Here is a 25,650-nt window from a genome sequence, read left to right on the forward strand (position 1 = left end):
CACCAGAGCCACCCTCATGCTGTCCTCCTGGTCTTTTGTCAGTCTTCCAGCAATTCCCCAAAGCGTTCTTCAAGCTTTTCCTGCCGGGCCAGTTTTTCCATCACCAGGGCCTGCAACTCCACACTGGAAATGCCGTGGGTGGCAGCCAGATGAAACACCACTTCCAGCAAAGTGGTGAGGTCTTCCAGCGATTCCTGCTGCAGGTACCGGTCGGTGTGTTCCTTCAAAGCTGCCTTGAGGGCTTCATCCATGGTGGTGCTCCTTGCGGGTCAGGGCCAGCCTGGTTTTGAACTGTCCTTCCTCACGGGCTTTGACTTCCCGGAGGCTTTCCAGGGCATCTCTCTGGATGCCTTGCAGTTCAGAGAGGGCGTACACCACTTCCAGAATGTCTGCCAGTTTGTCTGCGCTGTACTCGGTGAGGTATTCCTGCACCTCTTCCTGCAGCTTCAGGCGCAGGTAACGGGGAAAATCTGCTTCGGAAAGCTGCTCAAAGTGGGCTTCATGCTGCATGTGCTGTGGGGTGAGGTCGCGGACCAGCTTCACTGCTCACGTCCTTTCTCAGGAACGACCCGGTAATCCCCTTCGGGATCCACCTCGATGGTGACCAGACCGTTCTTGTCGGTGCGGTAGATGTGCTGGGCGTATTTTTTGTACAGATCGAGGGCTTCTCTGGCTGGGTGCCCATAATTGTTGGGTCCCACCCCGATCACCACCACTTCAGGGCTGACGGCAGAAAGGAACTCTGCATTGTCGTTGTGGGGGCTGCCATGGTGGGCGCTTTTGTAGACGCTCAGCTCTTTGAGCTGGGTGCGGTATTCGTTCAGCCACCCTTCCATGGTGTCTTTTTCGCTGTCGCCGCCCAGAAAGGCCTTGAAGTTGCCCCGCTGAATCAGGATGCCCACACTGTTGGCGTTCTGGTCGTCTTTGCCCAGACCTTTGGGGATGTCCAGAATGTGCAGTTTGATGCTGCCCAGGTCGATGTTGCGGTCGGTGGCCACAATCCCCTGCGCTTTCACGGCTTTGACCGATTTGATCAGTTTGCGGTAGGCGTTGGTGTCTGCGGCAATGCCGTTGTTGATGAAGTAACTGGGTTTCAGTTTGACCGCTTCATTGAGGCCGTTGATGTGGTCAAAATCCCCGTGGCTGGCGGCCATGATGTCCAGTTTGGTCAGGCCCAGTTCTGCAATGTAGTCTTTGATTTTGACGGTGCTGCGGCCCCCATCGTAGAGCATGGTTTTGCCTTCTGGACTGGTGACCAGCACGGCGTCCCCCTGGCCCACATCCAGAAACTGGATTTTGAGGAGGGATTTGTCTGCATCGAAGGTGCCCGAGGGACCTGTTGGAGTGGTGGTTCCGCCTGTTCCCTGTTCCTGTTTGGGTTGCAGGGCATAATACCCGGCCAGCAGCACGGCCAGAATCAGCACCACCATGGGGGGCAGTTTGTTGTTCTGGTTTTTCATATTTGAATGTCCCCTTCAGGAGCACCTTTGTTGAGGTCTGCCAGGGCCTGCTGTGCTTCATTTTTCAGTTTTGTGGTGGTCTCTTGGTCCACCACAAAGCGGAACCAGCCTCCGTCTTCATGCAGCCGCAGCACATCTCCCACCCGCACTTCTGGCAGCAGCATGGCCGGGAAATCCAGCACCAGATCCTCGAATTCCAGCCGCACCAGGTCCTGCTCGAAGCCTTCCACAATCCACTGTGCCATAGGGGTAGTGTACACCGCCTGCATGAAGAGGCCCTGCCCTGGATCGGGCAGGTTTTATAGTGAAGCATGGACGATTTGACCCTGCATCATTTGAACACCACCCGCAAGGTTTTCAGCACCTACAAGGCCCTGGCAGAGAAAGCCCTGAATCAGGTTTCAGATCAGGAATTCTTTCAGACCATCGACAGTGAAAGCAACAGCCTGGCCCTGATTGTCAAGCACCTGGGTGGCAACATGCGTTCCAGATGGACCAACTACCTGACTGAAGATGGCGAGAAACCTGACCGCAACCGCGATGGGGAATTCCTGATCGAGGAAGACAGCCGTGCTTCCCTGATGGCGGGCTGGGAGGAAGGCTGGAGGCTGGCCTTCAAAGCCCTTGACGATGTGCCAGATTTGCAATACGTGGTGAAAATTCGCGGCCAGGACCACACCATTCTGGAGGCCATTGAACGTCAGGTGGCCCACACCTCCTACCACATCGGGCAGATGGTGTTTCTGGCCAAGCATCTGAAAAGCGACAAATGGCAGAACCTGAGCATGCCCAGAAACAGAAAGTGAAGGGTTGTTTGTTTTTCTGAAACAGGCTGTCCAAACAATAATGGACTCGGTTTAAATGGTATGCAACAATACATAAGAATGCCACCTCTGAGCCGTTGGGGGTTGCCTTCTGGAGGACATGATGAAAAATCAAAGCAAATGGTTGTTGTTCAGTGTATTTTCTTTGTTGCTGGCTGCTTGTGGTCAAACCCCACAACCTGTCCTGACTTATGATGCTGTGTCTTATGATCCAGTGTCCAATCAGTCCCTGAAAAGCGAGGCCGAGTTTCAGCTGATGCTTTCCAGGCAATTGCCTGGCATTCAGGTTGATCTGGGGGTTGCTGCTGTGCCTGGCACTGTAAACCCCAGTCTGAAAAAAGTCCGTCCAGCTTCTATTGCACCCTTGACCCAGAAACCTTCGGTGCTGAAATTGGTCATCAGTCAGCAAGACGAATGTGAGCCCACCCTTTCTGGAAATGCAGCGGATGTGGACAAAGATGGTTTTGCAGTGTCACTGGTGCTTGCTGGTCATTGTGAAGCAATTCAGAACGGCGTAAAGGTGGTGTCCAGAGTGGACGGTCTCATCAAAGACAAGGACGACACCGATCCTCTGGGGGGTTATGCTTTTGAAAGCATCGGTCAGGTGGATGTGTATCAGGGCAGCAACATGGCTGGACTTCGCATTGCTGCCGGATTGGAAGACACCCGCAATTCGGCAACCGATCACACTTTGGAATCCAAATACCGCTCTGACATCCTGTTTCATGCAAAAGACAGCCAGGGCACGCTGCACAATGGCAAGTCCGTTTTGAACTACAGGCAGAAAATCAATGTGCTGAAGCTGGAAGAGGGCTTTGACCTGAATGTGGAGGGCTCGATTTCAGGCCTTGATGTGTTGGATGGCCAATCCACTGGAGGCAAGATTGTTTACAGCGGCAAATTGCATGGCAGCAACTCTGCAGGTTGCAAGGGCATTGACAGCGGTTCCCTCACTTTCAGCAGCGGTCCCTATTCCGTCACATTGGTGTACACCGGTTGCAACCAATCAAGCCTGAAATGAGCCTTCAGAGGACCTGAGTCCTGCTGGATGGAATGAAAAAAGCCCTGCGAGACAGAATCGCAGGGCTTTTTCAGTTCAAGTTCTCAGCTTTCGGCTTTGTTCAGCACGGTTTTGAAAGCCTCCACGGCCTGATCAATCTGCTCATAGGAGATGGTCAGGGGGGGCAGGAAGCGCACCACCAGAGGGGTGGCCTGCAGGGTCAACACGTGGTGCTCGTGCTCCAGAGCGGTGATGTAGGGGGCGCTCTTCTCTTTGAGCTCCACCCCGATCATCAGGCCCAGACCGCGCACTTCACGGATTTTGGGGCTGCCAATTTCACGCAGCTTCTGCATGAAGTAATTGCCTTTTTCTTCGGCCTGTTTCCAGAGCTGGGTGCGTTTCATGAAACGGATGGCAGCCACACCTGCGGCCATGGCCAGGGGGTTTCCTCCGAAAGTGGTGCCGTGACCGCCTTTGGGCATTTTGTCTGCCACTTCTGCAGTCATGGCGAAAGCCCCGATGGGCACCCCGCCTGCCATGGCTTTGGCCAGGGTCATGCCGTCTGGCACCACACCAGAGTGCTCACAGGCAAACATCTTGCCGGTGCGGCAAAAGCCGGTCTGGATCTCATCCAGGATCAGGAGGGCACCTTTTTCTCTGGTCAGTTTGCGGGCAGCCTGAATGAATTCCACAGCACCGGGACGCACACCCCCCTCGCCCTGCACGGGTTCCATGATCACTGCAGCAGTGTTTTCGTCAATGGCGGCAGCCAGGGCTTCAATGTCCCCGTAAGCCACGAATTCCACGTTCTGGTCCATCACGCCTTTGAAGGGCTCACGGTACTTGGGCTCCCAGGTGAGGGCCAGTGCGCCCAGGGTGCGGCCCGAAAAGCCCCGTTTCATGGCCACAAATTTGCTGCGGCCTCCGGTGGCGGTCACGGCAAATTTCTTGGCGGCCTCCATGGCTTCGGTGCCGGTGGAACACAGGAAAATGCGGTTCAGACCTTCGGGAAGCACACCCACCAGTTCATCCAGAAATTCGGCACGTTTGTCGTTGGGCAGGGTCTGGGGCATCACCAGCAGGGTTTCGGCCTGCTGTTTGATCGCCTCCACCACGTCTTCATTGCAGTGTCCGATGTTGGCCACACCGTAACCGCCCACGCAGTCGATGTACTCGTTGCCCTCGCTGTCCCAGACGGTGGCGTCTTTGCCTTTCACCATCACGATCTGGTGCTTGTTGTAAACACCGCTGTCGTATTTTTGTTCCAGTTCCAGCCAGTTGGGGGTGGTTGCAGTCATGTGCTTCTCCTTCTTGCCTCTATTTTAAGGGGTCAACCCCCAGAGCATCCTGAAACTTCTAGCGTTTCAGGTGAGTAAGTATGCTCCATTTTGCCCAGCACTGGCCCATTTGAACAGTACCATTTCGCTTTACGCGTCAGGACCACTTTGCAGAAAGGGAAGCATGTTTTGCATGCGGGTCAGGTCCACCTGATCGCGGGTGATCTCCATCCAGACCTTGTCAAAACGCTCATGGCCCAGCAAAGCAGCCCCTCTGCGGCGACCCACCTCACGGAATCCTGCTTTCAGATAGGCCTGAATGCCACGCGGGTTGAATGAATATACAAACAGATCGATGTTGTAAAGGTTCAGGTGGAACATGCCGTACTCCACCATCAGACGGGTGGCCTCGGTGCCGTACCCCTGGCTCCAGAAGTCTGGATTCCAGATGCAGATGCCAAAAGTGGCCGTTCCCATGCGGTGGTTGATGCCAAACAGCGAACAGCTCCCAATCAGGGTGCCCTCCGGGGTGAAGATGCCAAAGGTCACGTTGTCGGGATCCTTGATGGTGCTGTCGTACCACTGGTATTCCTCTTCCAGAGAGGTGGTTTTGCCATACCCGTACATGTACATGGTCATGCCTGGATTCTGGAAGTAGGGTGCAATTTCAGGAACGTCTTTGCGCTCCAGAACCCCCAGCATGACTTTTTGCCCACGAAACAGCACAGGGTTCATCGGGCACCTCCAAAGTAACGCTCCCTGAGGTGACTCAGATCCACTTCGTCGCGGATGATGTCCATCCAGGTGTCGTTGAGGCGGCGACCTCCCAGCACAGCACTGCCCTGACGTTCCCCCAGAATGCGGAACCCCACTTTCTGGTAGGACCGGATGGCCCGCACATTGTCTGAGAGCACCAGCAAATCGATGTTGTAGAGGTTCAGGTGGAACATGCCATATTCCACCATCAGACGGACCGCCTCTGTTCCATAACCTTTGCCGAGTTGATCCGCCCGGAAGATCCCCACCCCCAGGGTGGCCGTTTGTTGCTGGCAGGAAATGTTGTGCAGGAAAACCCTGCCAATCAGGGTTTCAGAGCCCTGCAAAAAAATTCCGAAATCCATCCGGTTGGGATCTTTCATGCGCTGGGCATACCGTTGTTCCACGGTTTCCAGTGCAAAAGGCTGAGCATGCGCATCACCGTAGGTGGCGTACTCAGCCTGATTGATGTGCTGGTAGACGGTGGGCTGGTCTTCGGTTCGCAGCCTGCTCAGAAAGACCTCGGTTCCTGGCATGATCTGGGGTAGGGTCATGACTCAGGATAAAAGGCTGAATTTCAGAAGCCTATGGGCAGGGTGGCTTAGGAGGGGGTGGCTTACTTTTTGCGGCCCACCAGGAAATACACGGCATCTTTCTGGTAAGTGGTGAACAGCAGCAGCACTTTGCCCGTGTCGTTGGTGAATTCACTGCGGGTGGTGTTGCCTGCGGTGCTGGTGGAGCTCATGAAATACCCTGCAGCAGCAAAATTTCCCTGCAATTGTTGCACAAACACCGGGGCCAGTTTGGCAGTGAGCCCTGTGGCCACATAAAGCTGGTAATCCTGGTAGTTGCTGGCATCTTTCCCCAGGCTCTGGGCAAAACTGAGCGCATATTTGGGGTTGGTGTAGCCATAAGTGCCTTTTGGCAGGGAGATGCTGGAATCCAGCTGTGCAGAGATGGCCGTGACCACCAGCATTTCAGCAGCGGTCTGGGCTGCAGCAACCGGAGCAGCAAGCAGAGCAAAGGTCAGCAGAAGTTTGGGCAGGGTTTGCATGTTCTGATGATAAAACGGTTCTGCTCACAGGAACATGAAAGGCACGCAAAAAGCGCAGGTCCGTTCAGGAATCCTGCGCAGAAATGCTGCTTGAGAAGCAAAACTCAGTCTGCAGCGTTGGGTTTGTCTGCCACCACAGTGCCGCGTCCAGAGAGGGCAGCGGACACCGGGTTTTCAATGCGGGCATCTCCGAAAATCACGCGGCCCACTCCACCGGCCACGGCCTCCGCAGCACCCAGCACTTTTTTCTTCATGCGGTCCTGGGCAAACCCCATGTAGGATTCCACATCGGTGGCGGGAATGAAGGGAATCAGGCTGTCCTCGTTGGGGTAATCGCGCAGCAGTCCTGGCACGTTGGAGAGCATCATCAGGGTGTGGGCTTTCAGGGCGGTGGCGAGGGCAGCAGCAGCACGGTCCCCGTCCACGTTGATGGCCACCCCTTCGTAACTGCTGGCAGGAGGGGTCAGGACAGGCAGATATCCGTTGTCCAGCAGCAACCCGATCAGGTGGGTGTTGACCTTCTCGACGGTGCCGGTGTGGTCTCCACGCAGCAGTTTGACTTTGCCATTTTCCACGCTGCGCACGCTGTCTTTGTGTTTGCCTTCAAAAACCCGGCCATCCAGACCGCTCAGGCCCACGGCGTTGACGCCCAGGCGTTGCAGGCGTTCCACGATGCCCTTGTTCATTTTGCCGCAGTACACCATCTCGAAGATTTCGATGGTTTCCCGGTCCGTGAAGCGGCTGGTGTAGCCACTGGGAGAGGTGATGAAACGGGGAGGATGTCCGAGGGCTTCTGCCACCCGGTTGGTTTCGGCGCTGCCGCCGTGCACCAGAATGAGTTTTTCCCCTGCTTTGTACAGCGCTGCAATGTCCCTGCACAGCGCATCGTAATCAATGCCCAAAGAGCCGCCAACCTTCACGATGATCATGAGGTTCAGTATGGCATACAACTGTAAAGATTTTCAAGTATAAACTTTTCGAATGATAAGTAATTTGTATTCAGATCTGGCAATCAAAAAGTCACTGCCTGGGTAACGCCAGAGCAGTGACCTGAAAAGTCAAAACTGAAATCAAAGAAAAAACAGTGCAGGATGAAGTTTATCTTGAAAAAATGTTTTCCGGCATGCCCTCAATCATTCACAGAGGGTCCAGTCGTAATCCTGATCGGCCATCAGGTCAGCACTGGTGTACTGGTAATCGTTCTTGGCATAGAGCAAATGGCTTCCTGGAACCATCAGGAACTCTGCTTCCTGCTCCACCTTGCCCACATGCTCCCCATCAATGAAAACATCCATGCTGTTCTCACAGAAGTTCTTTACCTTCAGGGTGAAAAGCCCCTCCAGGGCCAGTGAAGACCCCATCCCCAGCACCAGCAAAGTCGCACCCAAAAGCCATCCATAACGCATAAAATCCTCCTCCAGTTCAGCTTAGAACCTTGAAAAAAACGAGAGCGTAAGACTTGCTCACATTGCCTTTACCTTAAAAGAAGCTCAAGAACAGGGCTGTGATCGAGACAGGGGCATTTGCACACCAGGGATGATATGGTGCTGCGGGACTGCAATTTTTTTGCTGAAGTCTTAGAAAGCCAATTCTGCTACCCTGAAAACCGAGGGATCTTTCATGTCACAACGGCCAGGACTGGTCAAATCAACAGCAGGAACCGTGCATTTTTCAGTGGACAAGGTAAAGAAGAACCGCAAGCAACTCTCCACCACGTCTTTGCGCAAACAGCTGCTGTCCCGCAACCTCAACAAGGTGCTGTCCTGCAGCCATGATTTCAATCATCAAGTTGTGCAAAGCCATTGGCATCCTCTGCTTCATGCCACCCATGCGGCTTACAGTCTGCATTACCCTTTGCGCATCACTCCCGATGCTTTCTGGATCATGCTTTCCCAGGGATTTGCCCTGCACATTGCCAACAACGCTGAGCTGCTGCGGGATTTCTTTGTGGGGCACCAGGACAAAGAAACCCTGAAGGTGGGCATCCATGATGCACTGGATGCCACAAACTGGCAAAACGCTGTGCAGGACTGGTGCAGTCAGATAGAGCAGCATGTGGGACCAGAGACCACAGGCCTGTTCACCTGCAATTTTTCCACCACCACACCCATCACCCGCACCGCCAGTCAGATTGTGATGATGGATGGTTTGCGTGAATATTTCGATTACCGGGCCATGTTTGTGTGCGGCATCCCAGCCATCACCCTGGAAGGCACTGTCGAAGACTGGGAGAACATCCGGGCCAGGGTGCAGCAAATGGCTTTTTACGACCTGGACTGGTGGACCCGGCACCTGCTTCCCATCTGTGATGAATTGATCCTGACGGCCATGGGAGAACCCTCTCTGGCGTTCTGGCAGGACATTTATTTGCCCATAGAACAGTACAGCGGTCAGGAAATGACCGGCTGGCTGAAATGGTGTTTTCCCTACCTGAAAGATGGAAAGGAAGTCTGCACCCGTAAAAATCACCGCATGGAAGGTGACTTTCCTGGGTTTCACTCAGGAGGCTCTCTGCCTCCTGCTGAGGTTCCAGATGGACTTTCCAGGGTGGATTTCAAGCTGCAAATTGCAGCTGAAACGCTCCCCTTGCAACTGGTGGGTGGATTTCTGGGCATGGAACAGTGCCCTGATGAATGCATCATGCAGCCCCTGGTGGGCTGGGGAGTGGTGCAGCCCGATTCAGTAAAATGAAGCCTGTGTCTTCTGACCTCCAGCTTTCCCTGCAACGCCACCTGAAAACCCCTCTGGGCCAGCAACTCCGGGAACAACTGCGCCGCCAGATCTTGCAAGGGCGACTTCCTGCAGGATCCCGGTTGCCTTCCACACGCGATGTGGCAAAAGCCTGTGGCGTGACCCGCAACACGGTGATTGCTGCTTTTGAGGAACTGCTGGCTGAGGGGCTTCTGGTCTCCCGCCAGGGATCAGGCACCTTTGTGAACCCGGAAGTGCAGGCCAGCACAGCGGGCATGCCTGCCCTCAAGCGTGCTCCACGCTGGATGCAGAAACCCCCTCTGCAATTGCCTGTCACCCGCCCGATCCAGCCTGGAACCCTTGAATTCCGGGCCGGTTTGCCCAGCCTGGAAGCCCTGAACCGGGAAGACTGGAAAGCCCTGTGGAAAATGGTGGGTCAAACAGGCTTTCCTGCCGATTACCAGGATGCCCAGGGAGAACTGGAATTGCGGGAACAGGTGGCCCTGTTTGTGCGGCGCTCCAGAGGCATTGCCTGCACCGCCCAGGATGTGTTGATCACCTCGGGAACCATCCATTCCCTCAACCTGATTTCCAGAGCGACCCTGGAAGCAGGGGACCGGGTGGCTTTTGAAGAACCCGGTTTTCCCCTGGCCAGAGAGGTGTTCAGGCACCATCAGGCCGAGGTGCTTCCTGCCTCTGTGGATGAGGACGGCCTCAGGGTGCAGGACCTCCCAGACCATGACCCTCCGGTGCTGATTTACACCACCCCCAGCCATCAGTTTCCTCTGGGGTACCGCATGTCCCTCCCCAGAAGGGAAGCCCTGCTGCAATACGCAGCCCAGCATGATGCCCTGATCATTGAAGACGACTACGAAAGCGAATTCCGTTTTGATGCCCCCCTCCCTGCACTGGCGGCCATGGACCAGCATGGACTGGTGGCTTACATTGGCACGCTCTCCAAGGTGTTTTCTCCAGCGTTGCGTCTGGGGTATCTGGTGGCAGCCCCTGCCCTGATTGAACGGGTGAAGGTGCTCAGGCAACTCACCGACTACCAGCATTCCCATGTGTTGCAGATGGCCATGCTGGAAATGCTGCGCAGGGGCATGCTGGACCGCCACATCAAAGGGATGCGCAAGGTGTACGCCCAGAAAAGGCAAGCCCTCAAGGAAGCCCTGAAGGACACCATCCCTTATTGCAAATTGATCGGGATTGATGCAGGCTTGCACGGCTTTTTGCAGCTTCCGGCACAGGTCTCGTATGCCCTGGTGCAGCAGAGGTGTGCGGCCAGAAATGTGCGGGTGGAAGCCCCGGACCGGTATTACAGCCAGAATCAGCCCCTCAATGGACTGGTGCTCGGGTATGGGGGGCTTTCCCTGCCAGAAATTCGCCAGGGCGGTCAGGTGCTCAGCGAAGTGATTCTGCAATGCATTGCTGAACAAAACTCCACAGGCTTTAAAGCACCCGTTTGAGAAAATGCAGGCCCAGACCCACAGGCAAAAGAACCCACCAGGTTTTTTGCAGCATGTCCCAGGACAGCATCCAGCCTGTTTGCAGGGTGTAAGGTTGTGGACCCCACCAGAACAGCAGGGAAACCATCCCCACCAGAAAGACCCCCAGCAGGGCCAGCAACATGCCTTCCAGGGGGCTGCTCTTGCGTTCTCCTGAGAGGTGCCACAGACCACCCAGCAGGCCAGGCACCGCTGCTGCAGTCCAGAGGACAAGTTGCCTTGCTGAACGGGAAGCAATGAAACCAGCCTGCGTGGGAAACCACATCATGCCCAGCCAGGCAGCAAATGCACCCAGAACAGCACACAGCAATGCAAAACGCAGTGCCTGCATCATCGGATCAGCATCATCCTTGATGGGTCAGGTTTTGCAGGGCAATCAGCTCCTGGGCAAGTTGGGGCAACCCCCGACTGGCCACCGCCTGAATGAAAGACACATTGGAAATGCGGGGCAACGTGGGCCTTCTGGGATCGATGATGTACTTGGGGGTGTCTTCGGGCAGGTAATTCAGCAGGGAAGAGGCAGGATAAACCGCCAGCGAAGTGCCCACCACAATGAAGATGTCTGCAGAACGCACCAGATGGGCCGCCCGTTTGAAGTGAGGCACCTCCTCTCCAAACCACACGATGTGCGGTCTGAGTTGAGATCCCAGTTCGCAGGTGTCGCCCCAGTTGAGTTCCGGTCCCTCCAGCTGGTACACCAGCTCAGGATCCTGGGTGGACCTTGCCTTGAACAGCTCCCCATGCAAATGCACCACTGAACTGGAACCCGCCTGCTCGTGCAGGTTGTCCACGTTCTGGGTGATGATGGTGACCTGATAATGCTGCTCCAGAAGGGCCAGGGCCTGATGGCCTGCATTGGGGCTGGCCGTGATGGCCTGTTTGCGACGTTCGTTGTAGAAATCCAGCACCAGACGGGGGTGCTGGTTCCAGGCTTCAATGGAGGCCACTTCCTCGATGCGGTATTGATGCCACAACCCATTGAAATCCCGAAAGGTGGACAGTCCACTTTCAGCCGAGATGCCAGCGCCAGAGAGTACCACAAGATGTTTGGTTCGTCTTTCCATGAAGGTCTTTCAATTGTAACGGTTTGTGAATGTCAGATCATGTACAGATCGTGTACAGAAATTCTGGTTTTGGTCTGGACGCTGACAGTCACTCATTTCTGAAGCAACCATTTCTGCCTGTTGCTGAAAAAGCACCGTAAAATTTCGTAAATCGTGCACAACTTACGGCAGGTGTGTTCACCGATGACAGCCCTGCCTGAAGCCATCAAAATGGATCAACGGCAAAAAAACGCCAACACTGCACGAAAATACCTTCAGGCCCTATAATGAAAGCAGTCACAACAAGGGCGCAAAAACGGCACAATCCCAGCGTAAACGTAAACGTTTTTCGCATGCCTGCAGATGGCCACAGGTTCCCTGTACCAGAAAGGTGCACCGTCATGAGCAAAATCACCATCAACGAAGTGGCCCGCATTGCTGGCGTCTCCATTGGAACGGTTTCCCGCGTGCTCAACAACCGCGCGGACGTCAACGACCAGACCCGCAAACAGGTGCTGGAAGTGGTCCGGCAACTCGGATATGTTCCAGATGCTGGAGCCCGCAAACTGGCCAGAGGCACACGTGGCCTGATTGCCGTGGCCCCTTTTTCCAGCCATGCATCCAACAGCCCGTACTACGCCATCATCATGGACGCCATTCAGGAAGTCCTGATGCAGCACGGATACACCGCACGGGTCATCGAACCTTCCCAGGCAGATCCCAGCAAAGTGCAGGCGTTCATCTTTCCAGGTTTGCGGCTGCACGACACCCGTCTGGAACAGCTGAAAGAAAAAGGCATCCCCCACGTGGTGATCGGACGCCTGACCGAGCAGGACATCCCCTGGGTGGACATCGACAACTTCAAGGGCATGCAAAGCGCCGTGATGCACCTTGTGAAACTGGGCCACACCCGCATTGCCCACCTGACTGGAAGCCCCATCGGACAGACCACCTTTGACCGACTGGAGGCCTACCACCAGACCCTCTCTGCCCACAACATCGAAGAAAACCCCGACCTGATTCTGGACGGTGGCTTCAGTGAACTGGGTGGATACCGCGCTGTCAGGCAGGCCCTGGAAAAAGGCATCGAATTCACAGCCATTGCCTCTGCCAGCGATGAAATGGCCGTGGGAGCCATTTATGCTCTGGAAGACGCAGGCCTCCGGGTCCCTTACGACGTGAGCGTTACCGGCTTTGACGACCTGGAAATCGCCCAGGTGTTCAGGCCTGCCCTCACCACCGTCAAACAACCCATCCGCGAAGTGGGCCACTCCGCAGCCAAAATCCTGCTGGATTTGCTGGAAAACCGCCCTGCAGACCCCATCATGCTGCCCACCGAACTGGTGGTGCGCAGTTCCTCGGGACCTGTGAAGCGCATGGTCAAGAGGTAAAGATGGGCCTGCGGCCTGCCGAGGGCCGAGAGCCCAGGGCTGAGGGCTGACAAGGGAAAAGTTCACAGCAGAATTTTGTCCAGCACCAGAAAAATCCTTGTCAAAGTGGCAAGGACTTTTTATTCATCCTCAAAATCATTTTCTGGACGTGCAGGACCATAAGCAACCGAAGAGGCCTCAAGCTCACCCTGGTCGTCCATGTGTTTCATGGCTGTCCAGATGGTGTCTTCGGAAAGCTCTGAGAACATCACCAGATGGGGAATGTTGAAGGCCATGAATCCCTTGCCGCTCTTTGTGGTCAGGGAGGAACCAAAAAACTGCAGAACTGTCCATTGAAAACCCTCATGCTCTTTGTCTTTGGGCTGAACCCCCTGAGTGATGTAACGCTGAAAATACGAGGGGGTGGCACAGATGCACCAGCGCTGGGTGCCATCAGAGAAATTCAGGGTCACTTCGATGGAATCGCATTCTGGATCATGAATGGGATCGTCCAGAAGAATGCTTTCCAGCAAAACAACCTCTCCACCAGAGAGGTCAAAGTACCATGTTGAATACCAGCGATGACGGGTGTTGTCGCCCTGAATGCGAATCTGATTTTTTTCTGGCTTGCTTTTTACAACCTGATATTTTTTCCCTTTGGTTAAAGCCTGAGAATAATTGCCAACTTGTAAACACGTCACCCATTTCCCCACCAAATCTTCTCCAGCAGATTCATCCATCCCGCAAATCTACCAGAGAAAAAGCATCCTTGCGATTGCAAACGTGCTTAACTGATGTGGCTGATTTTGGTTTTGGAGCTGGAAACCAAGATCCTCCTGTGCCCCGCTGCGCTTGGCACTGTCCCCCTTAACGAAGGGGGATTGGTGTAGGACGAGAAAAATCCCCCTTCGTTAAGGGGGACAGCCTTGAGCGAATGCGAAAGGCAGGGGGATCTGGCCGAAGCAAATTTAAGGATGCAGCCCCGCAAACTCCAGCCCCAGCGTTTCCTCCCAGCCCTGGGCAATGTTCAGGGACTGGATGGCATGACCTGCGGTGCCTTTCACCAGGTTGTCGATGGCGCTCATGACCACCACGCGGCCCGACTCCTGGTCCACCTCGAAGCCGATGTCGCAGTAGTTGGTGCCAGACACCAGCTTGGGATCGGGGTAACGGTGGATGCCCTTGCGCACCTTCACAATGCGGATGAAGGGCTCGCTGCCGTACACTTCACGGAAAGCGCCCCACACGTCACGTTCGCTGTAACCATCGGGAATCCACAACTGGGCGGTGGTCAGGATGCCACGCACGTGAGGACCAGCAATGGCGGTCAGGTGGATGGGGAAGTTGCCGGGAAGCTCCTGGTGCAGCTCGGCGTAGTGGCGGTGCCCGGTGGCGGCGTACACGCGGTAGCTGTTGTCCCGCTCGGGGTGATGGCTGGCAGCGCTGGCGCTGGCCCCTGCAGCGCTGGAACCCACCAGACCCGTCACGATGATGTCTTTGGGCTGGGGCACGCCCAGTTTCAGCAGGGGATAAAGGGCCAGAATGGCACTGGTGGCAAAGCAACCCGCGCAAGCAATGCGTTTTGCACCCTTCAGTTCTTCGCGGTGGAGTTCAGGGTTGCCGTAAACCCACTGGTCCACCAGTTCAGGGGCGGGGTGGTCCTCGTTGTAGTACTTCTTGTAGAGGTCCAGGTCCTTGATGCGAAAATCTGCAGACAGGTCAATGATGGTGTCTGCCAGACCGGCAAACTGGCTGAAACGCTTGGCGGCATTACCGTGGGGCAAGGCCAGCACCAGAACATCCACAGGTTCCAGATCGGCCATGCGGCGGAATTTCAAATTGGTGCGTCCACGCAGATTGGGGTGCACGAAGGTGATGGGATCCCCAGCGTTGCGCTCACTGGTGACCTGGGTGATTTCAAGGTTCGGGTGGTTCAGGGCCAGACGCAGGAACTCGCCCCCTGCGTAACCGGACCCGCCGACAATTCCAACTTTCAGTTTGCTCATTTTTTGCTCCTTGGAGTGCAGTTCTTCATTGTGAAACGTCAGAAAGACGTTTTTGTTTTCGTGTTTGTGGTGGTGCTGTGCTTGAAGTCCACTCCATTCCAGAGAGGATGTCTTCTCTGAAATCTGGATCGGTCATCAGCAGATAAACGTCTGAACTGTGCACTTTTCGCATGGGGGTTGCTCTGGCCACCGCCAGTTCACGTTTGCTGATGGTAATGAGTTGCTCCACAATCTGGTTTTGATGGTCCCTGAACAGGGGCATGGGGTAAAACATCATTCTGGGAGGGCAGTCAGGCAGGTCATGGTTCCTCTGTGCAAAAGCCCATTTGCTGGGCCGGGCCAGCACCTCCCAGTCCTGAATGAAATCCAGCCCTGCATGCAGGGTCTGGACCCCATAAAGACCAGACTTTTTGACCATCCTGCAGATGTAGCGGTTGTTGATGGTGAAAGGCAAAGAAAAAGAGTTTCCTGACACTGGATTGACATGAAACCTGGGATCGCTGTTTTCAAGCTCCAGTCTGTTCAGCAGTTCCCCGACAAAATCCAGGTACAGCTCCAGATCCTCTCTGGAGGAAAACAGGCGCATGTTTTTGATCAGTCTCGGGTCCAGCATGGGGGCCGTCCTTTGGAGAGGGCGCAGCACGCTGCGCCCCTACATTGTCCTTACTTGGTGTACTGCAGCGTGTATTCGGCCATCAGTCTGGGGATGTTCACGCCAGTGGTGGACACGCTGTTCTTGAATTCCATGGTGTGGTTGATCTCGATGACCAGCAGGCCACGTTCGGGATCTTCCACGAGGTCAATGGCGACGATTTCGCCCTCAACGGCTTTGGCAGCACGCACGGCCAGATCGTTCAGCTCGGGGGTGACTTCGCATTTGGAGGCCTTGCCACCACGGGCGGTGTTGGTGATCCAGTGTTCGCTGGAGCGGTAGATGGCCCCGATGCACTGGTCGCCAATCACGAAGGCGCGGATGTCACGTTCGGGCTTCTTGACCAGTTCCTGGATGTAGAAAATCTGGTGCTGGTAGCCTCCAAGCACTTCCTTGTGCTCAATGATGGCCTCTGCAGCGTCCCGGTCGTTGATCTTGGAGACCATGCGGCCCCAGCTTCCCACGGTGGGTTTCATCACCACGGGGTAGCCGAATTCCTCGATGAGTTCCAGGGCGCTCTCTGCAGTGAAAGCCACTCCAGTTCTGGGGGTGGGGATGCCTGCAGCGGCCAGACGTGCGTTGGTGGCGAGTTTGTCGCCGCACATTTCGATCACGTGGCTGGGATTGACCACCTTCACCCCGAAGCCTTCCAGGGCACGGGTGATGGCGTGGCCTCTGGACTGGCTCACACAGCGTTCAATGGCGGCTTTCCAGGGCACCTGTCCTTCACCGAAAGTGAGTTTCAACTGGGGTGCGTACACCTTGTCGTACTCTATGCCCAGTTCATCCAGGGCATCAAAAAGCATTTTCTCGTCGGGGCGCACACGGTCGTAGATGATTGCGAAATCGGCCATTTTTTCCTCTCAAAACTGGGCTTTGGGTTCAGCATTCAGAACAAAACCCCGAAGTCTTGTTGCGCCTCGGGGGAAGTGGACAGGATGTTCTTCTGTGTGAAGCGTCTTGTGATCTGCTGGTGATCTGCAGCCTGATTTATTCTCCGAAGTCTTCTTCAATCTGGGGCGCAACTGCAAGTTTAGGCGGATTGATGTGGGTCACTTCCAGCTCTAAAGCGCAGTCGCTACACGTGATGAGTTCTCCGGTTTCAAAACCATTCAGATCGAGAACACTTCCACAATCGGGGCACTCTGCATTCATCAGGATCAGCTCCTTACCCTCAGGTGCTTTTATTTTGCCCCAGGGTGGTCTGATGTGAAAGATCCATTTTCATTTGATGGATAGGGCCAATTTGCAAGGGTTCACAAAAAGGTTCACACCAGACCATGAATGCAGCAGGTGGGTCTTACTCGCCCCAGTCTTCGGCTTCCTGGGGAGCAAGGCTGAGGGTGGCGGGATCGAGGCTGGTCACTTCCAGTTCGGCTCCGCACTCGTCACAGACGACCAGTTCGCCAAGTTCGGGGCTGTTCAGTTCGATGCTTGCGCCGCATTCGGGGCACTCAAAGTTGGTTGCTGCCATGTTTTCACTCCTTTATGCCCACACAGGGCCTGAGAACGCTCTTTTACTCATCCCACTCTAGTGCAAACCTGTACTGACAGTGGGGACATTGGGCTAGGCTTTTGTTCAGCATCTCGTCGGTCAATTCGAATTCCCCGCTGCATTTGGGGCAGGTGGTCATCCAGACGTGACGGTGCAGTTCCAGACCATCATCGGTCTTCACGATTTCCAGGTCGGTGTGACAGCAGTCGCAGGTGATGATGTCCCCGTCCTGAAATTCCTTCAGGTCTTGATCGGTGAACAGGAGTTCTTCGCCACAGGCTTCGCAGTAAGCTTGATGCATCCCGTTCATCTTAACCCTTATTCTTCGCCGGGGAACTTCTGGTACTTGCGGTAGTACGCCAGAATGCTGCCCTCTTTCAGGGCTTCGGTCAGGAAAGCGGGCGGTGGGGGCAACTGGAACACTTCACCGTTGCGGGTGAGCACTCCGGTGGCCAGATCCAGGGTCACTTCGTCGCCGTCTTGCAGGGCATCCGCAATCTCAGGGGCCTCGAAGGCAGGAATCCCCAGATTCAGCAGGTTGCGGTAGTGAATGCGAGCAAAGCTGTGCGCAATGATCCCACCAATCTGCAGTTTCTTGAGGGCCATGGGAGCATACTCACGGCTGGACCCCAGACCCCAGTTGCGGCCTCCGACCAGCAGGTCACCGGGCTTCACCTGTCCGGCAAACTCGGGACGGAAGTGTGAGAAGGCGTACTTGTGAAAGACATCCTCTCCGACCATGAAAGGGGCATACTTTCCGGGCAGGATGTCGTCGGTGTTGATGGAATCTCCAAATTTCCAGATTCTGGACATCATTTACTCCTCTTCTGTGAACCAGCCCATCAGGTCATCCAGGTTCCAGGTGACCCCACATCCAGGGCATTCGACGCGTTTCTTGGTGGGGTCAGGGACTTCGACCTCTTCGCCGCAGGCAGGGCATTTGAAGGCAAAGCCCTGATTCAAGTTCAGATCCTCAGACATGCTGACCTCCTTGTAACATGGCTGGAGTCCACAACACTTCATTGATGTGCACTTGAAGGGCCACAGAGGGTGCCAGTTCACTCACGATCTCTGCACAAACCAGCCATTCATTGAAACAGTCCATCACCATCTCATCTTCAATGGCAATTTCAACACGATGATTGCTGTGAAAAACCAGATTGTATTGTTCTGGGCTCAATTTGCTCTTAAACCATTCGGCAATTTCTTCTGCTTCCTCTGCAACATATGGATCGGTAACATGACCAATATACAGAACAGTTTCGGGCAGCAGAATCTGGAAGTTTTGTTCCTGTCTGGTGATGAGACAGGACTTGAAGAACGCGGAGGATTGCAACCGCTCCTCAAGAACCTGAAGATCAATCTCAGAATCTTTTTGAAAGAAGACAGTTGCAATGGTGGTCATGTTTTTCCAGTCCTGTTTAAGCCATCACCGGCAGATCCTCAGGCAAAGAAATCACGCCCATCACCGCAGTGGCCGCAGCAACTGCAGGGGAGGCCAGATAAATCTTGGCGTCCTTGTCTCCCATGCGTCCGATGAAGTTGCGGTTTGAAGTGCTCACGCAGACTTCCCCGGGAGCCAGCACGCCCTGGTGGCGGCCCATGCAGGGACCACAGCCTGGAGTGCTCAAAGTTGCGCCAGAGCGGATCAGGGTCAGCAGGGTTCCATCTGCGGTGGCCTGTTCCAGCACTTCACTGCTGGCAGGGATCACCAGAAGGCGAATACCAGGGGCCACTTTGCGCCCCTTCAGGATGTTGGCTGCTGCATGCAGGTCTTCCAGACGCCCGTTGGTGCAGGTTCCGATGAACACCTGGTCCACCTTTGTGCCACGCAGGGTGGTCACTTCTTCCACGTTGTCCACGTAGCTCGGGACGCTCATGCGGGGGGTCAGGGCACTCAGGTCGATGGTGATGTCCGTGACGTAGCGTGCGCCCTCGTCTGGGTAGACCCACTCAGGAATGGTGTAACCATAATCGGTGAGGATTTCGCCGCCAGGAACCACCAGACCAGCTTTTGCCCCTGCTTCCACGCAGAGGTTGGCCAGGGTCATGCGTTCACCTCTGGTGAAGCGGTCTCCAGCGTGGATTTCGATGCTCATGTAGGTGCCGCCGTCTGCGGTCAGCACGCGGATCATTTCCAGGGCCACATCTTTGGCTGTGACTCCAGAGTTTAATTCTCCGGTCAGGGTGACTTTCACAGACTCGGGGACTTTCAGCCAGGTTTTGCCACTGGCCGCAGCCAGAGCGATGTCCGTTGCACCCATCCCGGTTCCAAAAGCTGCAACTGCGCCGTAAGTGGTGCTGTGGCTGTCGCTTCCCAGCACAATGGCTCCGGGGAAGGCCAGACCTTCTTCCATCAGGACCTGGTGGCAGATGCCACGCCCCACATCAAAGAGCTTCACTCCGGTGCGGGCTGCGTATTCACGGGCCACCTGATGGCTTTTGGCCACATTCACACTGCTGGCAGGAGCCACATGGTCAATCACGATGGACACCCGTTCAGGAAATTTGGGGGTGGTTTCCAGGTCGCGGTCCAGCACTTTGATCACGGATTCGGCAATGGAATCCACGATCATCACTTCATCCACCTCGACAACTGCGAGGTCTCCCGCATACACGGTCTTGCCGCTGCGTTGCGAGAGGATTTTTTCAGCCATGGTCTGGGGTTTCATGGTTTTCTTTCCTCACTCCTCTTCTTCATCGGTGGTCAGGTCCAGCACTTCCTGCCGGGTGACCAGTCCGCCCACCCAGATGTCTTTTGCCTCGCCGTTCTGAACGGTGAAGCTTGCACTGAGTCTGGAGGGTTTTTTGATGTGAACGGCTTGTGTGACGCTCAGGCGCTGCGCTCCATCTTCCAGCATACCCACTTTAGATAAGTATCCGCAGAGGGTTGCATAAGTGTTGCTCGCGGCGTTGTCTTCCACAATGTTCTTCAGTGGAGCGGTGTACCTGAAGCTGATTTCTCCCTCCAGGCACACAAAAATCAGGCCTCTGGTGCCCGTGGCATGGTTGAGGTCTGTGACCAGTTCCAGGTTGGGTTTGGCGCTCCTCAGGCCCTCAGCGGTCAGAGGAACCACCAGATTGGGCCTGCTGGTGCTTGCGGCCAGAATGGGGTACCTCTGGTCCAGATCCGAGCGGTCAATCTGCAAAGCCTCGCACACGTGGTCCAGATCGGCATGCACTTCCCAGGCTTTTGCATTTCCCTGCAGGATGTGGTACATGCCTTTTTGAAGTCTGGCCTGCATCACTTCCTGCATGTTCAACTGCACGTTTTCTGCCACCTCACCCCGTTCCCGCAGGTGGGCCAGGGCCACAATGGCTCCAGAGTCAGAGTCACCTTTTTCCTTCTGGGCATTGAAAAAACGCAGGTCCACATGGTCTTGCCCATATTCAGTGATGAAAGCCGTGATGGGAGCTCCGTACTGGACGGCATTTTGCTTTGCAATGGCCTGGAAATCTGTTTCCTGGGCCTCCTCGCACACAGCAATGACTTTCCCGCCTGTGGCACTGGGGTAATCGCTGTAAACGGTGTAAATGTAAGTCTGGGGCATGGTTTCCTCTCAAAAGGGGGCCAGGGTTTTCAGCAAGCGGCCATCAGCTGCGGGTGTTTTGCGCACTGATGGCCGTCGGGAAAAGCAAACCTTTAAGCCAGAACCCAGCTTTTCAGGATGTCTGCGATGTGCTCGTCATCGAGGTCGCCACTGTCTGCGAGGGCCTTGATGTGGTCGGTGATGTCACGCAGCTGGTGCTCCCCGAAGTGCAGTCCCAGTTCGCGGGCTTTGAAGGCAATGGCGTGCTTGCCGGTCAGTTTGCTGCCGGCCTGAATGCGGCGGCCCACCCCGAAGACTTCGGGAGGAATGGCTTCGTAGGCACCGGGGTTCAGGTAGATGGCTTTCAGGTGCATGCCTGCCTTGTGGTTGTAGGCGAATTCCCCGGTCAGGTAGTTGTTCCAGGGAATGGGCAGACCGACCATGCGGGCAATCATGTTGTCCAGCTGGGGCAGCATTTCCAGGTTGTACTTGTCCATCAGGCCCTGGGGGTCAAAGGTGAACATGCGGGCCAGAAATCCGCCCATGGGGGTGATGCCGTTTCTTTCCCCGATGCCCAGAATGGTGGTGTCGATGTGGGTGGCTCCGGCCTCCACAGCTTCGTAGGCGTTGGAGATGGCGCATCCGGTGTCGTTGTGACCGTGGAATTCGATGTCGCACTTCACGGCTTTGCGCACTTCACGCACCAGGGAGTACACCTGTCTGGGGGTGGCCACGCCCACGGTGTCTGCCAGTCCGACCCGGTTCACACCGATCTCGTCCACGGCCTGATAGACTTTCAGCAGGTCTTCTTCTTCGCTTCTGAAGGTGTCCTCGGCAGAGAAACGCACCTGCACACCCTGGGATTTGACGTATTGAATGACCTCTCTGGCCTGATCGATGATCTGCTCGATGCTCTTGCCGTGGGAGAATTCACGCAGGTAGCTGGAGGTCCCGAACAGCAAATCCAGCCCGTGCACCCCGGTGTCAATGGCCCGTCTGGCGTCTTCCATGGCGCAGCGCACGTGGGTGATGATCTTGGCGTTCAGGCCCAGATTGACCAGACGCACTGCGTCTTTTGCGGCCTGTTCATTGACCATGGGGGTGGTCACTTCGATGAATTCCACACCGAAAGCGTCCAGGGCCTGGGCCACTTCGATTTTGTCGTCGCTGGAAAAGCTGGCGCGGGCAAATTGTTCACCTTCCCGCAGGGTGGAATCGATGATGAACCACCGGTCTGCGGGAATGTAGGCTTTGTACTCCTGGTTGCGGAACTCCTGACTCATAAGTGAAAAACAATGTACCCTAAAAATTATCAAATGTCAAATAAATTGTGAATAAAGTTTACATTTGAAAAGTCTAGGGTCAGTTTATGGGATTTTCAAAAGTGCAAGGGTTCAGCAAAAGCTTCACTCAATGGCGATGGCATCACCAGAACGGCTGCCCCAGATGTTGCAGTCTGCTGTGCTGCTCAGGTTTTTGACCCCATTGCGGAATTTCAGCTTCACCTGCACAGAACCCTTGGCAGGCAGGGCTTCAATGGCCTGATAGAAAGTGGCCATGCTGGCCTCTTCCTGGCAACTGCCCCGCACGATGAAAGCAGGCACCGTTTCACTGGTGGGATTTACCACGGTGGCCCAGAGCTCCTGGGCATCGCCTGCATCAGACAACTGCAGGTTTTTCCCCTGTAGAACCACTTCGGCCATTCTCAGGTCCAGGTCAAATGTGGACTCCAGGGTCTGCTTCTTGCCGTCAGAGGTGGCCACAGAACCCAGATGAAATTCGCTGCTGGATTCGCCTTCTGCAAAATTCAGAGGCTGGGTGTTCTGCAGGGTGATCAGGGTGTGAATCTGGTTGTCCGTGGCAGAAAGGTATTCCTGGTGGGTGACTTTCAAAGGGATGTGCTTTTTGTCGCCATAATCCAGGCTGAACTTTTGAGACAGGTTGCTGGAATTGATTCTGGAGGGAATGTCGATTTTCAGGGTGATGGTCTGGCGGTCATTCACCACCACCCTTCTCAGAGCATCGTTGTTGTACAGGTCCTGTTGAGAAGCAAAAATCACTGTTGAAGGAATGATGTTGGCATCGTAGGGCCGTGGGGTGCGGTTGCAGGCCACGAGCAGCAAGGGCAGAAACAGAAAGATTTTTTTCATGGTTGCACCTGAATTTCACGTTCGGCAAGGTAATCGTAGGCCTGAAGAGGTTTGCATGCGCTGGGAGGTGTTTTTTCACCAGCATCTCCACCAATCAATTTCAGGGGAATTGTGACGGATGCGCCTGCAGGCAAAGCGGACAGGTAAGCATGGTATTCCCTGAAAGAAGGTTCAAAACATTCTTTCTTGAAGATCAATCCAGCGCTTGCAAAGGCACTGGTGTTTTTGACCTGCACATGATAGGTCCGGTCTTCAGCTTCAAAAGCCTCGCCAGTCATGGCCAGCATCAGGGGCTCTTTCTCCGTCTGAAAGTCATAACTTTCTTCCTTGAGCATGCCGTGTCCATCTTCGGTTTTGATGCCCATGCCTGCTTTTAAACGGTAGCTGTGGTTGTATTTCAGCACGGTGCTGGATTTGATGAGCGCATACCTGCCCATGACCCCCCAGAGCGGATCCTGGTGCTCCTCCAGGGTGATGTTCAGAGGAATGACCGACTGGTCTGCGAGGTCCACCAGAGTGATGTTCTGATTGTTCAGGGTGGCAGCATCGGTGCTCAGGTGCACCTCTGCGGTTTCCTGGAAGTGCACATCAAAGAAACGCTGGGCAGGAGTGCGGTCCTGGTTGTAAGAGAGGTTCTTGAAGTCCTGATTGAAGGCCAGCCAGGCATTGGGATCGGTTCTGGGCAAGTCAAAACCACAAGATGCCAGCAAAGGCACCAGCAAGATGGGCAGGTGTTTTTTCATTGAATGTCCTCACAATGAACTGAAAGATGGATTTGGGCGAATTATCGATATGAAACCACAACAAAACCAGAAGGAACTTTAAAACCTCCTGCAAAGGAATTTGTTTCAGGATAGATGAAGTTGCCCTGAAGTTTTGTGACCAGTTGGTCATGAATGTGTAGGTGTTTTCCTGGATCACAAAAACACCTGCTTCAGGGCAGGTGTGGAACAGGATGGAAAGTGCAGAGGTGAAAAGGATTTTCAGCTCTTGAGCGTGAAACGGATGCTGCCCGAGATGCTCGCTCCGGCTTTCACACTCAGGAATCCCGTGCCCTGTACCCCCTGTTCATGCAGGTTGAAAGCATTGGTGCAGTTGGTGACAGGCTCCAGGGCCAGGGTGCCGTCTGGTGCAGTGAAGACAATCAAATGCTGGAACACCGGATCTGCCTGGATGGAAAGGCTGTAGGGGGTTTCCGGATACTGGATTTGCAGGTTGCCATCAAAACCACCAAATACCGTGTCAAACTGGCGGTCTCCAATGGCTTTTCCTTCACTGAAATCCAGATCTGCAGGCAGGGGGTGTTTGCCTTCGGTGGGGATGTTGCTGCTGTCGGTCTGGTAAACTCCATCCACCTTGAATTGCAGTACAGCATCTCCAGAACCTGCAAAAGAGCGCACAAAATAAGGGTGAATGCCAAAGCCGATGGGCATTTCCTCTTCACCCACATTGTGGATGTTCAGGGTCTGGGTCAGGGTGTTGCCTTCGATCTCAAAAGTGGTTTTCAGGATCAGGGGAAAAGGGTAATTGAAGGCCTCAAGGTCTTCATGGTCTCTGGAATCAAAAGAGAACACCAGTTTGCTGGAGGTGGCTTCCTGCAGACGGTGCGGGCGGTTGCGCACATCACCGTGAATGGTGGTGTGCTGTTTGGTGTTGGTCATCAGCTGGTAAGCTTTGCCCTTGAAGGTGAACTTTCCATCTGGAATGCGGTTGGAGAAAGGCACCAGGGTGTAGCTGCTCAGTGGGCTGGAAATGTTGCCACTCAGGGCTTCATCTGCAGCTTCACGCATGATGGGGTGCCAGGTTCCCCCAATGCGGAACTGGAAAGCGGCAATGCTGGCTCCGAGGCGTTCATGGACTTGCAGGCGCAACTGGCCGTTGGAGATGGTGTGTAATTCCATGGCCCCATTATGGACATGAAAAGCTGTGAATGGGTGTCATCTGTACACTATTCAGGGCTTTTCATACAGCGTCACAGGCAAAAACCACCAGCAATGGCAGATGGCTGGGTTGATGGTGTGTCGGGCGGGCCTCATTTTGCAGGGGTTTTTTCCAGCACCTCGACCAGAATGTAGCGTTTGCTGCTGGCATCTGCTGGAGGGTTTTTCACATCTTCGGTTCGGATGCGGATCTTGTAGTTGAAGCCTTCCTCGTAATTGAAACCCTCGATGCCACTGTAAAAGAACTCCCAGTCTTTCTTGTCAGGAGAACGCACCTGCAGGCATTTCATGGGTGCAGCTCCAGTGCAATCCACCTTTTTGGGGGCAACGAACAGCACCTGGGTGTCGGCGGGTTGCACCAGGGCTTCAGGTTTCAGGTTCTTGGCTTCAATTTTGTTTTCGGTTTTGGGGAGCCCTCCTGCAGGAGCAGCTTTGGCTTCCATTTTCTGTTCAGGATTGCGGGTGAACACCATCATCCCCGAACCCTTGGTGTAGAGGATCAGGGTGTTGTTGTTGATCTGATAGCGCACAGCCCCTTGCAGGGATTTCATGAAGACCTGCTCGGTTTTCTGGGGCCGGGTTTCACAGGCCATTTTGGTGCTGACCAGTTGCCCCAGTTTGATGCTGTTGCTCTTCAGGCTGAGGCTGCCCGAATAGCGGTTGCAACCGGAAAATCCTGAAAGCTGTTTGCCCTGGATTTTCAGGGTGGGTGCAGGCACCAGTTCCTGAAACTTGCCAAAATTGCCCGAAATCAAAAGGGTCCATTCCCCTTCGGTGGGGTCCTGTGCAAAAGCCAAGGGGCTCAAAAGCAGTGCACCCACCATCAACATGTGTCTCATGCCACCATTGTGTCAGTTCAAAACATGAGAATGCAGCAGGAGCGCTTCATGCCAG

The 25,650-nt window shown here is 54.8% G+C and carries 34 protein-coding genes; 5 read left to right on the top strand and 29 right to left on the bottom strand.

Features of this window, described 5'->3' with window-relative positions:
• Nucleotides 1-38: 38 nt before the first annotated feature.
• Genes IEY52_RS20580 through IEY52_RS20595 form a run of 4 tightly spaced genes read right to left on the bottom strand, consistent with a single transcriptional unit; the run spans nt 39 to nt 1,705 of the window.
• Entirely contained in the window at nt 39-251 is a 213-nt protein-coding gene (locus tag IEY52_RS20580) for a nucleoside triphosphate pyrophosphohydrolase family protein (protein WP_189006215.1), read from the bottom strand.
• Nucleotides 244-543, bottom strand: a complete 300-nt coding sequence (locus tag IEY52_RS20585) for a nucleoside triphosphate pyrophosphohydrolase (protein ID WP_189006218.1) — start codon at nt 541-543, stop codon at nt 244-246. Before IEY52_RS20585 ends, IEY52_RS20580 begins: the two co-directional genes overlap by 8 nt.
• Nucleotides 540-1,460 carry a ComEC/Rec2 family competence protein gene (locus IEY52_RS20590; protein WP_229684893.1) on the bottom strand — a complete coding sequence of 307 codons (921 nt, stop codon included), beginning with the start codon at nt 1,458-1,460 and terminating at the stop codon, nt 540-542. Before IEY52_RS20590 ends, IEY52_RS20585 begins: the two co-directional genes overlap by 4 nt.
• Nucleotides 1,457-1,705: a DUF3006 domain-containing protein gene (locus IEY52_RS20595; protein ID WP_229684894.1), complete on the bottom strand. Its 249-nt coding sequence runs from the start codon at nt 1,703-1,705 to the stop codon at nt 1,457-1,459. Before IEY52_RS20595 ends, IEY52_RS20590 begins: the two co-directional genes overlap by 4 nt.
• A 66-nt stretch (nt 1,706-1,771) precedes the next feature.
• On the opposite strand from IEY52_RS20595, the gene IEY52_RS20600 reads away from it, so the two are divergent.
• Both IEY52_RS20600 and IEY52_RS20605 read left to right on the top strand, forming a co-directional pair.
• The gene (locus IEY52_RS20600; protein ID WP_189006223.1) at nt 1,772-2,266 is read left to right on the top strand and encodes a DUF1572 family protein; all 495 of its coding nucleotides are present in this window, start codon (nt 1,772-1,774) and stop codon (nt 2,264-2,266) included.
• A gap of 118 nt (nt 2,267-2,384) precedes the next feature.
• Complete coding sequence (locus IEY52_RS20605) at nt 2,385-3,305, top strand: hypothetical protein (RefSeq protein WP_189006225.1); 921 nt, start codon at nt 2,385-2,387, stop codon at nt 3,303-3,305.
• Between the two features lie 83 nt (nt 3,306-3,388).
• On the opposite strand, the gene IEY52_RS20610 is transcribed toward IEY52_RS20605, so the two are convergent.
• The 6 genes from IEY52_RS20610 to IEY52_RS20635 form a co-directional block, all read right to left on the bottom strand.
• Nucleotides 3,389-4,582 (bottom strand): aspartate aminotransferase family protein, encoded by a 1,194-nt coding sequence (locus IEY52_RS20610; RefSeq protein WP_189006227.1) that lies wholly within the window; start codon nt 4,580-4,582, stop codon nt 3,389-3,391.
• A 129-nt stretch (nt 4,583-4,711) separates the two neighbouring features.
• Complete coding sequence (locus IEY52_RS20615) at nt 4,712-5,296, bottom strand: GNAT family N-acetyltransferase (protein WP_189006229.1); 585 nt, start codon at nt 5,294-5,296, stop codon at nt 4,712-4,714.
• Nucleotides 5,293-5,871 carry a GNAT family N-acetyltransferase gene (locus IEY52_RS20620; protein WP_189006231.1) on the bottom strand — a complete coding sequence of 193 codons (579 nt, stop codon included), beginning with the start codon at nt 5,869-5,871 and terminating at the stop codon, nt 5,293-5,295. Before IEY52_RS20620 ends, IEY52_RS20615 begins: the two co-directional genes overlap by 4 nt.
• 62 nt (nt 5,872-5,933) lie before the next feature.
• Nucleotides 5,934-6,371 (bottom strand): hypothetical protein, encoded by a 438-nt coding sequence (locus tag IEY52_RS20625; protein WP_189006233.1) that lies wholly within the window; start codon nt 6,369-6,371, stop codon nt 5,934-5,936.
• Nucleotides 6,372-6,475: 104 nt separating this feature from the next.
• Nucleotides 6,476-7,300 (bottom strand): [LysW]-aminoadipate kinase, encoded by an 825-nt coding sequence (locus tag IEY52_RS20630; protein WP_189006236.1) that lies wholly within the window; start codon nt 7,298-7,300, stop codon nt 6,476-6,478.
• A 204-nt stretch (nt 7,301-7,504) separates the two neighbouring features.
• Nucleotides 7,505-7,777: a hypothetical protein gene (locus IEY52_RS20635; RefSeq protein ID WP_189006239.1), complete on the bottom strand. Its 273-nt coding sequence runs from the start codon at nt 7,775-7,777 to the stop codon at nt 7,505-7,507.
• Between the two features lie 214 nt (nt 7,778-7,991).
• Between IEY52_RS20635 and IEY52_RS20640 the strand changes: the two genes are divergently transcribed.
• Together IEY52_RS20640 and pdxR are read left to right on the top strand one after the other, a co-directional pair.
• Nucleotides 7,992-9,062: a DUF4419 domain-containing protein gene (locus tag IEY52_RS20640; RefSeq protein ID WP_189006242.1), complete on the top strand. Its 1,071-nt coding sequence runs from the start codon at nt 7,992-7,994 to the stop codon at nt 9,060-9,062.
• Between the two features lie 5 nt (nt 9,063-9,067).
• Nucleotides 9,068-10,531 carry a MocR-like pyridoxine biosynthesis transcription factor PdxR gene (pdxR, locus tag IEY52_RS20645; protein ID WP_189006245.1) on the top strand — a complete coding sequence of 488 codons (1,464 nt, stop codon included), beginning with the start codon at nt 9,068-9,070 and terminating at the stop codon, nt 10,529-10,531.
• Here the strand turns inward: pdxR and IEY52_RS20650 are convergent.
• Complete coding sequence (locus IEY52_RS20650; protein ID WP_189006248.1) at nt 10,515-10,904, bottom strand: hypothetical protein; 390 nt, start codon at nt 10,902-10,904, stop codon at nt 10,515-10,517. The genes pdxR and IEY52_RS20650 overlap by 17 nt on opposite strands.
• A gap of 10 nt (nt 10,905-10,914) precedes the next feature.
• Nucleotides 10,915-11,634, bottom strand: a complete 720-nt coding sequence (locus IEY52_RS20655; RefSeq protein ID WP_189006251.1) for an SIR2 family NAD-dependent protein deacylase — start codon at nt 11,632-11,634, stop codon at nt 10,915-10,917.
• 380 nt (nt 11,635-12,014) lie between these two features.
• Between IEY52_RS20655 and IEY52_RS20660 the strand changes: the two genes are divergently transcribed.
• Nucleotides 12,015-13,004: a LacI family DNA-binding transcriptional regulator gene (locus IEY52_RS20660; RefSeq protein WP_189006254.1), complete on the top strand. Its 990-nt coding sequence runs from the start codon at nt 12,015-12,017 to the stop codon at nt 13,002-13,004.
• 119 nt (nt 13,005-13,123) lie between these two features.
• On the opposite strand, the gene IEY52_RS20665 is transcribed toward IEY52_RS20660, so the two are convergent.
• The 17 genes from IEY52_RS20665 to IEY52_RS20745 all read right to left on the bottom strand — a co-directional run bounded on the left by IEY52_RS20665 (nt 13,124) and on the right by IEY52_RS20745 (nt 25,595).
• A complete protein-coding gene (locus IEY52_RS20665; RefSeq protein WP_189006257.1) occupies nt 13,124-13,516 on the bottom strand; it encodes a hypothetical protein in 393 nt (130 codons plus the stop codon).
• Nucleotides 13,517-13,951: 435 nt separating this feature from the next.
• On the bottom strand, nt 13,952-14,989 hold the full coding sequence (argC, locus tag IEY52_RS20670; protein ID WP_189006260.1) for an N-acetyl-gamma-glutamyl-phosphate reductase: 1,038 nt from the start codon (nt 14,987-14,989) through the stop codon (nt 13,952-13,954).
• A 25-nt stretch (nt 14,990-15,014) separates the two neighbouring features.
• Nucleotides 15,015-15,602 (bottom strand): hypothetical protein, encoded by a 588-nt coding sequence (locus IEY52_RS20675; RefSeq protein ID WP_189006264.1) that lies wholly within the window; start codon nt 15,600-15,602, stop codon nt 15,015-15,017.
• 50 nt (nt 15,603-15,652) lie between these two features.
• A complete protein-coding gene (lysX, locus tag IEY52_RS20680; RefSeq protein WP_189006267.1) occupies nt 15,653-16,495 on the bottom strand; it encodes a lysine biosynthesis protein LysX in 843 nt (280 codons plus the stop codon).
• A gap of 136 nt (nt 16,496-16,631) precedes the next feature.
• Entirely contained in the window at nt 16,632-16,796 is a 165-nt protein-coding gene (lysW, locus tag IEY52_RS20685; protein WP_189006270.1) for a lysine biosynthesis protein LysW, read from the bottom strand.
• Nucleotides 16,797-16,941: 145 nt separating this feature from the next.
• Nucleotides 16,942-17,115 carry a lysine biosynthesis protein LysW gene (lysW, locus tag IEY52_RS20690; protein WP_189006273.1) on the bottom strand — a complete coding sequence of 58 codons (174 nt, stop codon included), beginning with the start codon at nt 17,113-17,115 and terminating at the stop codon, nt 16,942-16,944.
• Between the two features lie 43 nt (nt 17,116-17,158).
• Nucleotides 17,159-17,437 (bottom strand): hypothetical protein, encoded by a 279-nt coding sequence (locus tag IEY52_RS20695; protein ID WP_189006276.1) that lies wholly within the window; start codon nt 17,435-17,437, stop codon nt 17,159-17,161.
• A 17-nt stretch (nt 17,438-17,454) separates the two neighbouring features.
• Nucleotides 17,455-17,949, bottom strand: a complete 495-nt coding sequence (locus IEY52_RS20700) for a LeuD/DmdB family oxidoreductase small subunit (protein WP_189006355.1) — start codon at nt 17,947-17,949, stop codon at nt 17,455-17,457.
• A gap of 3 nt (nt 17,950-17,952) precedes the next feature.
• Nucleotides 17,953-18,117 (bottom strand): hypothetical protein, encoded by a 165-nt coding sequence (locus tag IEY52_RS20705; protein WP_189006279.1) that lies wholly within the window; start codon nt 18,115-18,117, stop codon nt 17,953-17,955.
• Nucleotides 18,110-18,541 (bottom strand): hypothetical protein, encoded by a 432-nt coding sequence (locus tag IEY52_RS20710; RefSeq protein ID WP_189006282.1) that lies wholly within the window; start codon nt 18,539-18,541, stop codon nt 18,110-18,112. The genes IEY52_RS20705 and IEY52_RS20710 overlap by 8 nt, the downstream gene beginning before the upstream one ends.
• A 16-nt stretch (nt 18,542-18,557) precedes the next feature.
• Complete coding sequence (locus IEY52_RS20715; RefSeq protein ID WP_229684895.1) at nt 18,558-19,808, bottom strand: 3-isopropylmalate dehydratase large subunit; 1,251 nt, start codon at nt 19,806-19,808, stop codon at nt 18,558-18,560.
• A gap of 12 nt (nt 19,809-19,820) precedes the next feature.
• The gene (locus IEY52_RS20720) at nt 19,821-20,687 is read right to left on the bottom strand and encodes a PhzF family phenazine biosynthesis protein (protein WP_189006285.1); all 867 of its coding nucleotides are present in this window, start codon (nt 20,685-20,687) and stop codon (nt 19,821-19,823) included.
• 92 nt (nt 20,688-20,779) lie between these two features.
• Entirely contained in the window at nt 20,780-21,949 is a 1,170-nt protein-coding gene (lysS, locus tag IEY52_RS20725) for a homocitrate synthase (protein WP_189006288.1), read from the bottom strand.
• Nucleotides 21,950-22,072: 123 nt separating this feature from the next.
• Entirely contained in the window at nt 22,073-22,816 is a 744-nt protein-coding gene (locus tag IEY52_RS20730; protein WP_189006292.1) for a hypothetical protein, read from the bottom strand.
• Complete coding sequence (locus IEY52_RS20735; RefSeq protein WP_189006295.1) at nt 22,813-23,559, bottom strand: hypothetical protein; 747 nt, start codon at nt 23,557-23,559, stop codon at nt 22,813-22,815. Before IEY52_RS20735 ends, IEY52_RS20730 begins: the two co-directional genes overlap by 4 nt.
• Nucleotides 23,560-23,799: 240 nt before the next feature.
• Nucleotides 23,800-24,717: an aldose epimerase family protein gene (locus tag IEY52_RS20740; RefSeq protein ID WP_189006298.1), complete on the bottom strand. Its 918-nt coding sequence runs from the start codon at nt 24,715-24,717 to the stop codon at nt 23,800-23,802.
• Nucleotides 24,718-24,848: 131 nt separating this feature from the next.
• Nucleotides 24,849-25,595 (bottom strand): META and DUF4377 domain-containing protein, encoded by a 747-nt coding sequence (locus IEY52_RS20745; RefSeq protein WP_189006301.1) that lies wholly within the window; start codon nt 25,593-25,595, stop codon nt 24,849-24,851.
• Nucleotides 25,596-25,650: the final 55 nt, after the last annotated feature.

Origin of the sequence: Deinococcus roseus (genome assembly GCF_014646895.1) — a bacterium.
GTDB lineage: Bacteria > Deinococcota > Deinococci > Deinococcales > Deinococcaceae > Deinococcus_C > Deinococcus_C roseus.